General features: G+C 57.6%; 7 protein-coding genes. All 7 read right to left on the reverse strand.

Annotation, left to right across the window (positions count from 1 at the left end; all coding sequences use genetic code 11):
• Positions 1 to 18: 18 nt before the first annotated feature.
• The 7 genes from EXY20_RS29650 to EXY20_RS29680 all read right to left on the reverse strand — a co-directional run bounded on the left by EXY20_RS29650 (position 19) and on the right by EXY20_RS29680 (position 15,257).
• Complete coding sequence (locus EXY20_RS29650) at positions 19 to 921, reverse strand: carbohydrate ABC transporter permease (RefSeq protein ID WP_235886258.1); 903 nt, start codon at positions 919 to 921, stop codon at positions 19 to 21.
• Between the two features lie 4 nt (positions 922 to 925).
• Positions 926 to 1,843, reverse strand: coding sequence for an ABC transporter permease (locus EXY20_RS29655; protein ID WP_135556007.1), 918 nt, complete (start codon positions 1,841 to 1,843; stop codon positions 926 to 928).
• 90 nt (positions 1,844 to 1,933) lie between these two features.
• The gene (locus EXY20_RS29660) at positions 1,934 to 3,502 is read right to left on the reverse strand and encodes an extracellular solute-binding protein (protein WP_167859622.1); all 1,569 of its coding nucleotides are present in this window, start codon (positions 3,500 to 3,502) and stop codon (positions 1,934 to 1,936) included.
• Positions 3,503 to 3,680: 178 nt separating this feature from the next.
• Positions 3,681 to 6,062, reverse strand: coding sequence for a helix-turn-helix domain-containing protein (locus EXY20_RS29665; RefSeq protein WP_167859623.1), 2,382 nt, complete (start codon positions 6,060 to 6,062; stop codon positions 3,681 to 3,683).
• Positions 6,063 to 6,251: 189 nt separating this feature from the next.
• Positions 6,252 to 7,376 (reverse strand): glycoside hydrolase family 88 protein, encoded by a 1,125-nt coding sequence (locus tag EXY20_RS29670; protein WP_135556012.1) that lies wholly within the window; start codon positions 7,374 to 7,376, stop codon positions 6,252 to 6,254.
• Between the two features lie 41 nt (positions 7,377 to 7,417).
• Entirely contained in the window at positions 7,418 to 8,452 is a 1,035-nt protein-coding gene (locus EXY20_RS29675; protein WP_135556014.1) for a LacI family DNA-binding transcriptional regulator, read from the reverse strand.
• A gap of 607 nt (positions 8,453 to 9,059) precedes the next feature.
• The gene (locus EXY20_RS29680) at positions 9,060 to 15,257 is read right to left on the reverse strand and encodes an S-layer homology domain-containing protein (protein WP_167859624.1); all 6,198 of its coding nucleotides are present in this window, start codon (positions 15,255 to 15,257) and stop codon (positions 9,060 to 9,062) included.
• Between the last annotated feature and the right edge of the window lie 30 nt (positions 15,258 to 15,287).

A 15,287-nucleotide genomic window follows, 5' to 3' on the forward strand; every position in this document is an offset into this window, starting at 1 on the left:
TATATCACGATGATTCCGTCATCCTTTGATCGAACCCGTCAAAACGCCTTTGACAAAATGCTTCTGCAGGAACGGGTACACACAGATGATCGGTACTGTTGTCACAATAATCATGGCGCCCTTCAAGCTTTGCGGCGTCGGTTTGGCCGTAAGCTCGCTCATCAACTCCGCGTTCAAGTCCTGACTCGACATCGTCAGCACGATGCGGCGCATCAGCACCTGCACCGGCAGCTTATTGACATCGTTGATATAGATGACCGCGTCGAACCAGGCGTTCCAGTGCGCCACTCCGTAGAAAAGACCGATCGTGGCGAACGTCGGCAAGCTGAGCGGCACGACGATGCGGGTCAAGATCCGCAGCGGCGTTGCGCCGTCGATGAGCGCCGACTCTTCGAGATTGTCAGGCAACTGCATGAAGAAGCTGCGCATGACGATCAAGTTCCAGGCACTGATCAACCCGGGTAAAATCATCACCCAGAACGAATCCGTCAAATGCAAATATTTCATCAGCAAATAGCTCGGTACCAGCCCGCCATGAAACACCATCGTAATAAACACGAACATCATGATGCCGCTTCGTCCCGGCAATTGGCGGCGCGACAAGCCGTATGCCATCATCGATGTAAACGCGAGATTCAGCGTCGTCCCGATCAGCACTCGGGCAAACGTAATCCCGTAGGCATTGTACAGAATCGATCCTTGCGAAAGCAGCACCTCGTAAGCCCCGAAATTCAGCTGTTCCGGAATCAGGATGAAGCTGCCTCTGCGCATCAGTTCCGTCTCGCTGACAAGCGAAGTCGAAAGCACGACGAGGAAGGGCAGGACGAACAGAAGGGCCAGCACGGTCAGCAGCGAGTAATTGGCGAACGTGAATGCGGTATTTCCCGCCGTCCGCGCAGGTACGGCCTTTGTCAGTTTCACCTGATTACCAAATCCCTTCCTGGCCGAGTTTTTTGGCAAGCCAGTTCGTGCCTGTAATGAGAACGATGGCGATCAACGATTTGAACAGCCCTACCGCCGCTCCAAACGAATACTGAACTTCCACCAGCCCCTTGCGGTAAACGTAGGTGTCGATGATATCGGCCACATCGTACACGGGAGGCGAATAAAGCAGAAACACTTGCTCGAATCCGGCATCCATCACCCCGCCGATTTGCAGAATGAACAGAATCACGATAATGTGCCGCATCCCCGGCAGCGTGATATGCCATACTTGCCTCCAGCGTCCCGCGCCGTCGATGCGGGCGGCTTCGTACTGCTGCTGATCGATGCCGGCGATGGCGGCCAAATAAATAATCATTCCCCAGCCGGCTTCCTTCCAGATGCCGGAGACGACCAGTACGGAACGGAAATAATGCTGATCGGTCAAAAACGAAATCGGCTCGTGTCCGAACAGCTTGACGATTTCGTTGACAATGCCGCCGTCCGTCGTGAGCACCGTCGTCGTCAGCCCCGCTACCACGACCATCGACAGAAAGTGCGGCAAATACGATACGGACTGCACAATCCGTTTGAATGCCATTCGCCCGACTTCATTGATCAGAAGCGCCAGCAGAATCGGCGCCGGGAACCCGAACAGCAGCCGATAGAAGCTGATGAGCAGCGTATTGCCGATAATGTCGCGGAAATAGAACGATTCGAAGAAGCTGCGAAAATGCTTCAGCCCGACCCATTCGGCCGTCAGCATCCGGTGCAAGCCGTCGAAAGGCGCGACATCCTTGAACGCAATAATCAGGCCGTACATCGGCGTATAGTGAAACAGGAGAAAATAGAGCACGCCGGGAACGATCAAACCGTAATACAATTTGTTTTTCCGGAGCAGTGTTAATGTTCGAGCGCTCATGGCCGCTCCTTTCCCGGGCTTCCGTCTTCTCGTGGACGAGGCGCGCCGCAGGCGACGCGCCCCTTCCGCCAGCCAAAACCGCAAGCTACCTTATTTCACCGCATTGTATTCCGCCGTGTAAGCGGCAATCCATTTATCCATACCGGCCTTGTTCAGCTCCTGCAGGAACGCGTCCCACTCGCCGATCGGCCGTGCGCCCATAATGAACTTGATCGTTTCCTGCTCGATCATCCGGTTGAGGTCGCCCAGCGTCGGAATGTTATCCGACAGTTTCTTCGTGTCGAATTTGAACTCGTAGTCGGCAAGGGCGATTTTTTTCGACGTCTTCGGATTCGTCAGGAAGTTTTTGTAATAATCGAAGGCAGGCGCTCCTGCCGGTGCCGAATCGCGGAACTGCACCGTATAAGCGAACGTCATGCCGGCAATCAGGTCGCCGAGGTAATCGCGGTTCAGTTTTTCATAGACTTTGTTCGCTTTGTCCACCCATTTCCAGTTTTCCCCTTCAATCCCGAAGAAGGCCAGCATGTAGTTTTCGAGATCCGATTGCAGCCAGTTCAGGTACTTCATTGCCGCTTCCGGGTTTTTCGAATTTTTGCTGATCATCCAGCCGTTCCCTTGCGCGCCGCCCATGGTCATGGTGAGCCCTTTCGGCCCGCGCAGCTGATCGGCGACCACATACTTCGCATCCGGATTGGTTGCCTGCAGCGCGAACTGGTTGCCTAGCTCGCGGGAATGCCAGTGTGCGGCGGCGGCGACGCGGTTTTGTTTGACCAGATCGATCTGAGTGGCAATATCGATGGCGAACGTTTCCTTGTAGATATAGCCTTTTTTGTACCAGTCGGCCACCTTGGCGACGAAGTCCTTGTAGCCCGGATTAAGCACCGGCGGCTTCACCTTGCCGTCCGTATCCACCCAGTTGCCATAACCTACGTCCATGAAACCGGCAGCGAGCGAGTTGTTCAGTTCGCTGTAGTTCGTCAGCAGCGGAATCGTTTTGCCGCCGCCGGCCGGGTCGCTGTCTTTAAACGCTTTCAAAATCGTTTCCAGCTCGTCGATCGACGTCGGCTGCTTCAGGTTCAGCTTCTTCAACCAGTCTTCGCGCAGCAGCACCGCGCTGCCGGCCGACGGCGCATTGATCGGCAGACCCCAAATTTTGCCGTCCTTGGTCGTCAGCGCTTCCCAGCCGCCCTTCCATTCGGCCGGCCACAGCTTCTTGCTGTTCTGCCCGAACTTGTCGAGCAGGTCGTTCAGCGGCATAACCGCCCCTTTGGATTGGTGCAGCGACATCGATCCCATAAAAATATCGAGCGGCTCGTTCGACGCCAGCATGATGTTCAGCTTATCCGCTTCGGAGCCTTTCGGCGGGATGATGGCCTGCACATCGATCCCGATTTTGTCAATGATCGCCTTGCGCACTTTTTCGACCGATTCCGGCTTGCTGCTGTCCGTCGCCCCGGTCAAGTTGCCGCCATTGGCGTACACGTACACTTTCTCGACCTTCTTCTCTGTCGGCGCCGCGCTTGCCGACGGCTTTACCGATGCCGCTGCGCTTGGCGATGCCGCCGGTTTATCGGCGCTTTTGCTTGACGAGCAGCCGACTGCCGTGATCGCGGCCAGCGCCACAATCACGCTGCTTGTTGCCCACTTCTTCATTTCCATTGCCTGTGACCCCTCCCGTAATGGTTCGTGCGAGTGAATCTCGCGTCGGATGCGGCGTCGGCCAATCCCAGCCTCGCCGTCCGATGCCTGCATCATAACGAACGGCCCGGCGTTCTGGAAACGGCAAAGTGATGCGATTCATGCGACTTTTATATGTTTCGCATCATAATGGCATCGCTCATTCGGCAGCGCATTCGACAATGCCGTGCATTTTCCGGTATTCGCCCGGTGTCAAACCCGTACAGTCCTTGAACACTTTGATAAAATAATTCGTCTTGTGGTAGCCGATGCTTTCGCCGATCTCCTTGACGAGCAGGCTCGTTTCGACCAGCAGCTTTTTGCCGGATTCGATTCGTGCCGTCATCACATATTCAGAAAACGCAAGTCCCGTATAATCCTTGAAGATGCGGCTAAAATACGACGGACTCAGCTGCAGCTTCTCGGCGATCGAGGTCAGCGAAATATTGTCGTGGAACGACGATTCGATCAACTGCACCGCTTGTTTGCCGTATTTGTTGTTCTTCTCCACGTATGCTTGCCCGACGAACGCGGCAAAATCGGCGATAATGCCGGCGAACCATTCGGCGATTTCCTTGAGTTCGTTTTTCTGCAGCAGCACCTCGTACAAATTGGCATTGCGGCGCAATACCTGCTCAATGTCGAGGCGGAGCCCGACGGCCGTTTCGGCGAAGCTGCCGAGCAGCCGGAGAAACGCCATCTGCATCTGGCGAAAATCGACGCGCGGCCGCTGCCCCTTCAGATCGGCGACGAATTCGGCGAACACGCGCTTCGCCTGCTCCGCTTCGCCATTCAACATATAGTTGTTGATCGCAATCTCCCTGTCCTTCGGGTATTGCAGCAGCGGCACGTTCTCGAGCCGGACGTCCTGAATGTAGAACACGTCGCTGTCGCCGGACACGATGCGATGCCGCTGCGCTTCCAGCGCTTCCGCGTAGGCCCGCTGCAGATGCGTGGCGTCGGGGCAATAATTGCCGATGCCGATCGTGCAGCGGATGCCGATGACGTCGCGGATGCCGCGGGCGATCCGCTCGGCCGCTTCGAATACCTCGGTCATTTGCGGCGAGAGGCTGTTCATGATCACAACGAAGCGGTTCTCGATCAGCTCCATCGCGATGCGGCCGCAATCGGCCGGAATAATCGCTTCGATCATATCCTCGATGCGCAGCTTGTCGATGCGGATTCGTTCGACATCCGCCTCCAGGTGCTCCGTCTCCGCCAGCACCGTAACGGCGAGCAGCGCGATGCCTTCCTGCTCCAGGCCGATGCCGAGGAAGTGAAACCGTTCGTCGATCTCATCTCGCGTGAACCGGTTCGGGTGAAGCAACGAGTGGACATACATCTTTTTGTATGCCGGCATACTTTCCTGCAACCGCACTTGCAAATTCGACTCGCTTGCATAAGCGGCAAGCAGGCTGCTGCGGATCAGCCTCAGCTCGCCGTACGGCTGGGAACCGGGCGCGGCGGAGCCGGGCGTGTTGCCGCGAATGTTTACCAGCGACAGCAGCTGGCGAATCGGATCGTACAAGCTGCGCGATGCCACGAGCACCAGCACGCCGCTCGCCGCGACAAGCAGCATGGTCGTAAACAGGATCAGCCGTTTCGTGTTGTTGACGCTCTCGAACAAATTGTCGACCGGCAGCGCGTTGACGAACGTCCAGCCGAGCACGCCGGACGTCATGCTGGCGACCAGCCGGCGTTTGCCCGCCAGCTCCATCTCGAACGAACCTTCCTTGTGGGCCGTTAATTCCCGCTGCAGCCCGGGATCTGCGCTCATCGTTTCGCTGATCGGGTACTGTTGATCGTAGAACATCAGCTTGCCGCTGCCCGACAGTACGAAAAACGCGTGTTCGCCGTCGCGAATCAGCTTGCTGAACACGCTGCGGTAAATCATTTCCGCATCAAGATTGATGACGATATAATTGTTTGTCAACGACGAAGACATATACACGATCGGGATGACTTGCCGGACGGAACCGTCGCGCTGCTTCGCTTCGCGCAGCTCGCTGATCATCGGGTACGTGTTGATGCCTTCCTTCGTCAGTCCCCATGTATTGTCGTAGAAGTCGGAGAAGCTGTAGAAGTTCGTCCCGGTCAATACGACCTGCTTGGTATAGTCAAAAAAATAAACCGACTGGATGAACGGATTAGACCGTTGCAAATTGTCCAAATACCATTGCGCGTTCGACTTGCTGTTGACGTATGAATACAGCTCGCGCAAATCGTCCTCGCGATAACCGCCCTGCAGCGACTCGTAATAGCTGCCGAGCGGGAAGCCTTCGAACTCCTTGATCGCTCCGCTGACCACGGTTTGCTGGAAGCTGCTGCCGATCTGATTGACGATCATCTCCATCGTATCGACTGTCTGCCGCAAATTCATTTCGTTCGCCGAACGCACCTCGTTCCGCATGACCGACGTCGTGTTGTGGTACAACACGAGGCTGATGACAAGAACCGGAAGCAGCGCAACAAGCAGGGTGAAAGTCACCAGTTTGACGTAGAAACGCCTTGTCCGGGCTGTGACAAGCAGGCGTCGAAACATGCGATCAGCTCCTTTAAGCGGGGGAAATTCTGCGGCAAACCGATTGGGTGCAAATATACTTTCTATTGTAAGTGGCAACGCTTCCAATGGAAACGCTAAAATCATGCTCCCGATGCCATTATTATGTTATCGCACAAAAAACGACCTGCCCGCAAGCCGCGGGCAGGTCATTCAACGTAGCATCCCTTCCTATTCGTACCAATACCCGCACAAGCCGCGATCCATGCGCATCAACGCTTCGAGGTAGTAGTAATCGCCCCAGATGACAAAATCGTCCGGCGAAGCCCCGCCCCGCACGCTGTAAGAGCCGCGCTTCAGCAAGCCTTGCGCGTCCGGTTCGCCGATAGTCGCATAACGCTCGATCAGACCGCGCATCGAACGGAGCAAGCCATTTTCGAGAAAGTCGCGGTCGGGATCGTTCGACGGCAAATGCTCCAGCAGCTCCAGAATGCCGGCCGACGTAATCGCCGACGCCGAGCTGTCGCGTTTGGTGTCCGCATCGACCGGGGCGTCGAAGTCCCAGTACACGACATAGTCGCGCGGCAGACGCTCGAGGAAATAACGCGCCAGCCGCTTCGCCGTGTCGAGGAAGGCGGCGTTGCCCGTGTACCGGTACGATAACGCAAAACCGTAAACGCCCCAAGCCTGGCCGCGCGTCCACGTCGAGCCGTCGCGATAGCCTTGCGCCGTGCCGCCGCGCAACGAATCTCCCGTCTCCGGATCGAAATAAAACGTATGATACGAAGAGCCATCGCCGCGCACGAGAAAGCGCCGGCTTTTTTCCGCGTGGGTGACCGCCACGTCGCGGTAGCGGGTATCGCCCGTTTGCTGGTATGCCCAATACAGCAGCGGCAAGTTCATCATGCAGTCGATGATGATGCGGCCGCCGTTCGCCGGATCGCCTTCCGGCCCCCATGCCTGGATGAGCTGCGATTGGGGCCGCCAGCGCTTCATCAGCACATCGGCCGCCTGCAGCGTCAGTTGGCGCGCCGCTTCATCCTTTTCGATGAACCACTGGGCCTTGGACGAAAGCGAATACAGGAAGCCGATGTCATGATGATCGAGCGCCGTATTCGCCGCCAGCCGTTGACGGAAACTTTCCACCGTACGCACCGCCGCATCGCGAAACACGGCTTCGCCGGTATATTCGTAGCAGAGCCACAGCATGCCGCTCCAGAATCCGTCCGTCCAATCGGTATTCGGATTGAGCTTGTAGTCGCCGCCGCCCTCGCCGACGTGAGGGAACAAATCCCCGAAGCTTTCAATGTTGCGGCGCGTCTTGGCGACGGCGTCTTCAATGGCCGTTTTCCACATGTGTTCATCTCTCCTTATGGATTATGCAACTGCTTGCTGTGCTAGGCGCTTGAACCTCGTACGATCAATTCCAGCGGCATGGTTCGTTCCCCGGATGGCGCGGCGTCGAGTGTTCCGGCCTCGGCAGCCGTGCGGCCTTCGAGATGGGCGACCATCATGCCGATGGCCAGCTCCGCATGCCGCTCGTGCGAAATCGCGATGCTCGTCAGCCCCGGGTGACAGTGCGCGGCGAAAGAATCGTTGTTGACGCCGACGATTTTCACCCGCTCCGGAACGGCGATGCCTTGCTCCTGCAGCCGCCACATCGCCCGCGAAGCGATGGTGTCGTCGAACGCAACGAAACCGAGCGGCTCGCCGCCGGCGCAAGCGGCCATTATGCAGGCCGGCCATTCCGCGTGCGCTACGTTGTCCAGTTCAAGCACCGCGGAGGCGACCGTTTCCGGCAGCGACGCGATGCCATCGGCGAAGCCGAGCCGCCGCTGCACGCCAGTCGCGCGCGCGTAGAGGCCGCCGGCGAAGGCGAACGATCGGCAGCCGCGATCGTACAGGTGCCGGACCGCGCCTCGGCAGGCGCCGCGGAAATCGGGATTGACAACGCCAATGGCGATGTCCGGCGGCCAGTCCCAGGCGTTGAACAGCACGATTGGCGTGCCGTCGCCAACGATAAGCCGCGTCGTTTCCGGCGACAGCGCCAGACCGTGGCAGAACAGACCGTCGACTCGCCGCTGGAGCATCATCTCCAGGTGGCGCTGCTCCAACTCGGGATGATGCGAGCTGGAGAAGACGGACAAGTGGTAGCCATGGGCGTAAGCGGTTCGCTCCATCGCTTCCGCGAATCGGCCGAAATATTCGCCGAAGCCCGGCAGCAGCAGCCCGAGCTCGTTGGAGCGCTGCCGGCTCAGGCTGGCCGCCGCCGCATTGCGGCGATAGCCGAGCCGGCGCGCCGCTTCCTCGACGCGGCGGATCGTCTCTTCCGCGAGCGGCACGTCGCGCCGGTTCAGCACGTTGGACACGGTGGCGTAGGATACTCCCGCCTCCTGCGCAACGTCGACGATCGTCACTTGTTTCTTGCGCATGGTGGATGCCTCGTTTCGACTGGTATTGCTGATAGTCGGGGTTTGAACGTTTAAATTCAAACGTTTAAATCGATCATAACAAACCTTTGCCCGCTGCGTCAATGGTCTCGAAGCAAGCCTGACGCCATGAAGCCGCTTGGCTTGCTTCGAGGCGGGTTTTGCATGCAGCGGGTGAAGTTTAAGCGTATTTTTACACTAAAGAGTAGTCGAGTTGGCCGTTTGCGAACGTATAAACGTAGAAATACGCTTAACATATTCGGTTAGGCCCATATAGTAGAGAATTAGGTGATTTTTAATGCATTAATGCAGGTAAACATGAAAACTGGGGGTGATCGGCCCCGTTTAAGCGCATTTTTGCTTTAACGAAACGCTCGCAGTGCTGGGAGACGACTTGAAGCGGGCAGGCTGCTGTCGGTGAGGAAGCTACTGGTGCGAAGCGGGACGATTGGCGCGGATACCGGCAACTGGTGCAAGGGGCACGGCGACGGCTGACGACATGACTGCCGGTACGAGAGACGCAGCTTTTGGCACATATGAAAAGCCACCCGTCCCCTGGTAGGGAACGGGTGGCTTTCCTTCCTTTACATTTACGAAAAGCGTCCTCTCGCTACGGGTTGTTTCCCGATTGTGCAGCGACAACGGTATGCGTGCGGGAGGCTTCCTCTATCGCTTCATAAGCCCAATAATCGGACGGCACGTCTTGCCAAGTCGGTTTGGCATTTGACAAGTGCAGGGTATCGCGGCCGAGCAGCCGATTCATCGTCGTGACCATTTCCGCTCTCGTAAGCGTCCGATCCGGCCCGAACGAACCGTCTTCGTAGCCGCGCATCCAACCGCTATGAACGGCCGTTTCGATCGCCGCCTGCGCCCAATGGCCGCGAATATCGCTCATCGCGGAGCCAAAATCGGAACGAACGTCTTGTTGCTTCCAACGAAGCGCGACGACGGCCAGTTCGGCGCGCGTTATCGTTTCGTCGGGGCGGAAACGGCCACCGTCGCCGACCATGAGACCGGCAGCGCCCGCCGTACGGATAGCTTCAAATGCCCAGTAACCGCTGTCTACATCGGTGTAAGCGGCAACCAAACCTCTGTCGGCGCGTTCCGGCTGCAGCAACCGCGACAAGATCGTCGCCGCCTCCGCCCGTGTGATCGGGTTATTCGGTCGGAACGTCCCGTCCGGATAACCGAATACATACGCCGGATGTTCCGCTTGCTTCGCTTCCGCAGTAATAATGACGAACGTACTGAACTTGTCGATTCCGATTTCGATGGCGACCGGATTGCCGTCGGCATCGTATCGAATCGTGCCGCGCTTCAGTTCTTTATCGCCGTCGGAATGCTCGACGTACACCGCAAGCGAAGCAATAAACCGCTCCCTTGCCGCGGGGTCGGTCGGAACGGATTTCGGGTCGAGCGGGAACGCCACTTTGACCGGCCTGTTCTGGAAGTTCGTTTCGATCGTCATCGGCGTGCCGACGAATGCAATCGAATTGTCGCCGGCAACGACACGAACTTCCGCAGCGGTCACTGTCCGCTCTTCGACTTGCGTCCGCGTCTCCTGAGCGCGCACCGGCACGATGCGGAAATACAAATCGTCTCCGCCCGATTGCCAATCGGCCAACGATTCCCGTGGCAATGTCAGCGTAGCGCCTTCCGTTTTTACCTCCAGATCCATCGCGCCAGCCGTCAACGAGTCGTGGGTGTCCTTCGGCAGCTTCACCGAAACTTCGTCCGCGGGGTCGTCCGGCAAATCGTCGATCACGATGCGCACGGTCGATTTGTTTTCCTGCTGCGCCTTTTGAACAGCTTCATCCATTTTGTCTCGCCGGAGTACGACCTCGTCGACTTGAATGCCGCCTTCCTGCCCCTTCCTGACGATATCGACCGTTAGCGCACGGGAGGCTCCGTCACCCGAACCTACCTCGACGGGAACTTGTCGCAATTTCTCTTTGTTCACGACAATTGGCGTTGGCGGCGAGGAAGTGTTTTCCTCGATCGGCTGCGCTATCACATTCACGGTTCTGACGAGCGGCTGCGACTGATTGCCGGCAGCGTCCGTAGCCGCGTAAGTTATGGCATACGAACCGATGACGGCGGCATTCACTTCCCCGCTCACATCGACATTCGGGCTTTCGTCGTACATGTCTGACACCGTATAACTCGGGTCGGAGAAATCCGAGCCGACATAAATCGACATAACCGACGAACCGTTCAAAAGCAGAACCGGAGCCGTCTTGTCAATCCGCACAATCGCTTGCGCTTCGTGTCCGGCAACGCTTCCCGCATCGACCTGTCTGGCGTATACAACCTCTACGCCTTCCTCATCGATCGATACGGGACCCGAGTACGGATTCCATCCTCCCGTGGGGCCGATCCGGTATTGCAACGCATTGTCGTCATTGCCGTAAATGGCCGCTGTTACCGTCTGGTTCGTCCACCCCGTAAAACTGAGCTCGATCGTTGGCGCCGCTGCGCGCGTATCGACGAATGTCCGGTCCGCGCCTAGCGCTGCCGGCAGCGTCGTAATCGAATCGTTGCCCGCGGCGTCGCGAATCGTGCCTTCGTTCAATACGATCGTCGTTCCCGCCGCAATGCCGTCGAGATCCAAATTACCCAGCTGCACGGTATAGCGGAACAGAAGCTCTTTCGTACCCGTACCGGACACATACACCGTTTGCACGACCGACGAGCCGATCGTCAAATTTACGTAAGGTGTGCCGCCCGTCGTTTGCACATACACGATTTCCGGGAACGTGACGACCAGGTCGACATGCTCGCCGACACCATACGTACCGGTAACAACCGTAACGTTGCCGGCATCAGGTTTGACCGCGTCAATTTTGATGCCGGAGGTGTCGGCGCCGGTCAAGCCAAGCACGGCGTCGTTGGACACCGCATCGCGTATCGCCGCCGCTCCGTTCTCCAGCGAAAGCAAGCCCAGCGCAATGCCGTCCGCGTCCAGATCCCCTTCCTGCACCGTAAGTCGGAACGTCAGCGTCGACGTACCTGAACCCGATTCATACGCTGCATAAACGGAATTCCGCACTGTAGACTGAAATACCAGACCAAGCGTAGGCGTCCCGCTCACCGTAACGACTTCATCGAACGTAACGGTAAAATCGAGCGTCTGCCCCTCGCGATACCAGCCGTCTTCGGGAACGCCAACCGACAGCACTGTCGGCGCCACCGCGTCGACCAGCACGGCTGACGTCGATGCCACGCTGTTCAGTGTAAGCGTCGCATCGTTGCCGACGCTATCCTTGATCGTGCCACCGGCAAGCGCAAGCGTACCGACCGAGATGCCGTTCGTGTCAAGATCGCCCGACTGCAACGTGTAGCGGAACTTCAGCGCGGACCCTGTCCCCGAGCCGCCCGACGTGTACGTCGCCTGACGAACAGTCGTGCCGATCGTCACAACCAGCGCCGGCTCCCCGGTCACTGTCACGTTTTCGCTGAAGTTGACGGTAAATTCAAGCGCCTGGTCCGCCACATAGGTACCGTTGCCGGGCACAGCCACCGAAGTTACCGTCGGCACGATCGCATCCACTAGCACTCCTGTCGTATTGCCGATACCATTCAACGTCAGCGTCGCGTTATTGCCCGCTGCATCCTGGATCGTGCCGCCGTTCAACGCCAACGTGCCGACGACTTCCACGCCGTTGCTGTCCTCCTCGCCTGCTTGCACCGTGTAGCGGAACAACAATGCAGTACCGCTGGAAGCCGAGACGTATGTCGCCGTCCTCACCGTGTCGCCGACCTTCACCGACATCGTCGGCGTACCGGTTACCGTCACGTTCTCGCTGAAGTTGACGGTAAAGTTAAGCTCCGCATTCGCCACATACGTCGCATCCGCCGGTACTGTTACTGACTGTACCATCGGAGCGGTCGTGTCGACTAACACCTGGTTCATGTCGCTGATGTCGACCAACGTCAACGTCGCGTCATTACCGGCCAAGTCCTTGATTGCATTGCCGCCGCTAGCGCTCAGCGTGCCGACCGTCACTCCGTCAGTGTCCGTCTCGCCGGCTAACACCGTATACGTGAGCGTCAGCGCCGCGGTGCCGTTGCCCGACGCATATGCCGCCGTTCGTGGCATCGTTCCGATCGTCAGCCCAAGCGTTGGCGTACCGGTCACTTGCACGTTCTCGTCGAAATGGACGGTGAAGCTGAGCGTTTTCCCCTCGTTGTAGGCACCTGCGTCCGGCACGTCTACCGACAGTACCTTCGGCGCCTGTGTGTCTACCTTCACATTGGCCGTACTTGCCACGTTGTTTAGCGTCAGTTCGGCTTTATTGCCGGCACTATCCTGGATCGTCTCGCCAGCGGCCAACACGATCCCTGAACCCAACGCCACGCCATCTGTGTCCGTGTCGCCGGCTTGCACCGTGTAGCGAAACACAAGCGCCGCGGTGCCGTCGCCCGACAAGTACGCGGCCTCACGTTCCGTGCCGCCAACCGTAACGGTCAGTGTAACAGCTTCGGTATCGCTCACCGTAACGGCTTCATCGAACGTAACGGTAAAATCGAGCGTCTGCCCCTCGCGATACCAGCCGTCTTCGGGAACGCCAACCGACAGCACTGTCGGCGCCACCGCGTCTACCAGCACAGCTGCTGTCGATGCCACGCTGTTCAGTGTAAGCGTCGCATCGTTGCCGACGCTATCCTTGATTGTGCCGCCGGCAAGCGCAAGCGTGTCGACCGAGATGCCATCCGTGTCAAGATCGCCCGACTGCACCGTGTAGCGGAACTTCAGCGCGGACCCTGTCCCCGAGCCGCCCGACGTGTACGTCGCCTGCCGCCCGGTCGTGCCAATCGTCACATCAAACGCCGGCTCCCCGGTCACCGTCACGTTTTCGCTGAAGTTGACGGTAAATTCAAGCGCCTGGTCAGCCACATAGGTGCCGTTGCCGGGCACAGCCACCGACGTTACCGTCGGCACGATCGCATCCACTAGCACTCCTGTCGTATTGCCGATACCATTCAACGTCAGCGTCGCGTTATTGCCCGCTGCATCCTGGATCGTGCCGCCGTTCAACGCCAACGTGCCGACGACTTCCACGCCGTTGCTGTCCTCCTCGCCTGCTTGCACCGTGTAGCGGAACAACAATGCAGTACCGCTGGAAGCCGAGACGTATGTCGCCGTCCTCACCGTGTCGCCGACCTTCACCGACATCGTCGGCGTACCGGTTACCGTCACGTTCTCGCTGAAGTTGACGGTAAAGTTAAGCTCCGCATTCGCCACATACGTCGCATCCGCCGGTACTGTTACCGACTGCACCGTCGACGCCGTCGTGTCGACAAGCACCTGGTTCGTGTCGCCGATGTCGACCAAAGTCAGCGTCGCGTCGTTCCCAGCCGCATCAGCGATAGTACCGCCGTTCAGTCCAAGCGTTTTGACCTCGATGCCGTCGATGTCGTTTTGTCCAGCGAGCACGGTGTAGGTGAACGTCAACGACGAAGTGTCATTCCCCGACACATAATTCGCCTGTACGGTATCCGTGCCGATTTTGATGCCAAGCTGCGGCGTGCCCGTTACCTTAACCGGCTCGTCAAAATTTACTTTGAAGGTGAAAACGTCATCCTTCTTGTAAGCACCGTTATCCGGCACCTCGACAGACTCCACCGCCGGGGCCTTTGTGTCAACCGTAAAGTTTACCGTGTTCGAATCATTGCTGGTCTGACTATTAACCGTTACCTTTGCTTTCACCGCATGGACGTCATCCGTCAATTCGTTGGTCAACGTCAAAGTCCACTGGCCGCTGCCGTTGGCCGTAGTCGTACCCGCCGAGACGTTATCGACAAAGACTTCGACCAAACCGCCCGCACCCGTAGTCCCGGCAATGGTCGGCTTATTCGTGGCCAGCTTCGCGGCGGAAGCCGGGGATGTAATCAAAGGAGGAGCGGGGATGACCGGCCCTGGCAGAGTGTAGCTCTCCTCCATAACGGCGCTGTTCGTCATCCCTGATTTAACAGCTATCGCCTTGATGGTAACCTCACCGGTAATGGAAATTGGGCCGCTATATAGCGTGCTACTGCTAGTGGGGTCTTGACCGTCAGTCGTATAACGAATGTCCGCATCGGGAGTAACGGTCGATAGCGATACTGTGCTGCCCGCTGTGACTTGCCCGCCGGCCGGATTCGCCACGGGAGTGGCTACCAAGTCGGATGAGTATTGATTGATCATCACTTCGACTGCTCCTGCGCCACTCACGAGAAACTCAATTGGTCCTGTTACGTCCGCATCGAAGCTGGTTACCACGATCGTATAGGTCACACCGCCGGTCAGTGTTATGTTCTCGATCTTGGAACGAAAATTGTTGCTGCTGCTGTATTCCGATGCGGTAATGGCCGTGTCGTCATTCGCCCACAGCAACCCGGTTATCGTGTCCGTTTCGGCAGGATTAAAATGACTGTAAATGTACATCGTTGTATCGTCGTCCACCGGCACACCTGTAACATAGCCGTAAAGAGGAGGGGTTACCCAAGGCGGGAATGTAAACTGTGCCGATGTAACCATAATTGTGTACGTGCCAGTTGTCTCCGGCTTGATATCACGGGTAAAATAATTGAACGTCTGGCCGCTAGCCGGACAACTGCTCAGCGCGCTCGAGTCGAACAGCCTCAACGTATTTTCATCGATAGAGAACAAATCGCATCGATTGAAAGTAGCGCCCCGTTCCAGGCTTCCATTAAAGGTAACATCGGCTGCATGCGCCTCTTTGGTGAACAAACCGGAAGCCAGCAACAATCCAAAAAACAGGAACCCTAGCACATTCATCATCCGTTTGAAAAAAAACTCCTTCATTGAAGCGGCCCCCCAATCCCCCCTCGGGGT

Origin of the sequence: Paenibacillus cymbidii (genome assembly GCF_004764705.1) — a bacterium.
In the GTDB taxonomy this organism is placed as follows: Bacteria; Bacillota; Bacilli; order Paenibacillales; family NBRC-103111; genus Paenibacillus_AN; species Paenibacillus_AN cymbidii.